Source organism: Streptomyces sp. NPDC059456 (assembly GCF_042750055.1).
Taxonomy (GTDB): domain Bacteria; phylum Actinomycetota; class Actinomycetes; order Streptomycetales; family Streptomycetaceae; genus Streptomyces.
The window spans coordinates 1-1,517 of record NZ_JBHYVA010001090.1 but is presented as its reverse complement, the minus strand read 5'-3'; the positions used below and the strand labels follow the sequence as shown (position 1 = coordinate 1,517).

1 protein-coding gene is annotated in these 1,517 nt (G+C 73.2%); it reads right to left on the bottom strand.

Annotated elements, in window-relative coordinates; genetic code table 11:
* Nucleotides 1–122 precede the first annotated feature (122 nt).
* Nucleotides 123–1,484, bottom strand: a complete 1,362-nt coding sequence (locus tag ACFXA3_RS42395) for a lipase family protein (protein WP_385196851.1) — start codon at nucleotides 1,482–1,484, stop codon at nucleotides 123–125.
* Nucleotides 1,485–1,517 lie beyond the last annotated feature (33 nt).

Genomic DNA, 1,517 nt, shown 5'->3' with positions numbered 1-1,517 from the left:
GCCCCCGTCGGCGCGGCGGGCGCCGGGGGTTGTGGGGGGGGGCCGCGCCCCCCCGCCGCCACCGCCGGGCCGGGGCGGGGTCCTGCCGCGTCGGCGTGCCGCGGCAGGACCCCGCCAGCGGGTCAGGACAGCGGTGCCGGCTCCTCCGGGGCCAGCGAGTTGCCCGCGGGGATGCGGCCGCAGTCGGACGGCGCCGCCCGGCCGGCGAAGCGGTCGCCCAGCCAGCCCAGCGCGACGGGCGCCCAGACGACGGGCGCGCCGACGTGGCTGAGCAGGTCGTACTGGCTGTACTTGACGGCGGCGCCGCCGGTGGCGCAGTACTGGCGGGCGAGCGCCCGCACGTCTCCGGCGACCATGACCCCGTCGCCCGTGCCGACGCCCGGACGGTTGCCGAAGGTCCCCTCCAGGACTCCCGCGTTGCCCTGGGCGATGAACCCGGGGACGGTCGGGGACGCGGCGGAGCCGAGGTTGAGCTTGTTCACGGCCTCCAGGAAGGCCGGGACGGAATTGGGGTCGGCGTACTCCGGCTTCGCCATCTTCTTCCAGGTCAGCCCGGGGTAGTGGCCGATGGCGTCGATGATGGAGCCGCGCTCCAGCTCCTCGTACACCTTGAGGCCGTAGCCGTTGAGATAGGACTTGAGGTCGATGCCGTAGGACCGGGACACACCGATGACCGACATGGGGATGACGCCCGACCACGCCAGCGAGCCGTCGACGTACTTCAGGTTGTGCGCCGGGTCCACGAGCAGGCCGCCCTCGGCGTACCCGACCAGCTTGCGGTTGACGTCCGGCGCGTAGCTCGGCGCGAGCGCGGCCGCCCAGTTGGTGGCGATGGCGCCGCCGGAGTAGCCCATGAGGGCGAACGCCGTGGAAGGACCGAGGCCGGTCTGCTCCGCCCTGGTGGCCGCGCGGATCGAGTCCAGCGTGTTCGTCCCGTACTCCGGTCCCGCGGCGAAGTTCGCCCGCTGGCCCTCGGTGTCCGGGATGACGACGTCGTATCCCTGCGTCAGCAGGGGCGCCAGGAAGAGGGCCTCGACGTTCGGGATGAGGCCGCCGAGGGTGACGTTGCCGGCGATCGCCCGGGACGGCCCGTCCTCCGGGTTCAGCGAATCGTAGAACGACTGGTAGGACACCGCCTTGCTGCGGTCGCCCCTGGGACTGCGCACCACCGTGGTCACGTTCGCGGCGGGACGGCCCTGGGCGTCGGTGGTGCGGTAGAGCAGCTGGACCGCCTTGAGGGGCGTGGGGATGCCGACGAGGTGGTACTGCAGCGTCCGCGTCTTCAGCACGGTGCCCGGCGCGAACGCGGACAGGGGCCGGTCGCCGCCGTAGGCGTAGAACGGATCACTCGCCGACGCGGACGCGGACGCCGTTGCCGACGCCGGTGCCGACGTGGACTCCGCGGCGGTGGCCACCGGTGCGGCGGCCATGACCGCCGCGGTGGCGATGGCGACGGAGATCAGGCGAACGGTTCCCTTGCTCATGCGTTCCTCGATTCCTGGGTGGGGGGCTGACAC

What these genes read in the sequence shown, in the direction of transcription:
- ACFXA3_RS42395 (WP_385196851.1), bottom strand. Translation starts at nt 1,484, where the DNA reads ATGAGCAAGGGAACCGTTCGCCTGATCTCCGTCGCCATCGCCACCGCG.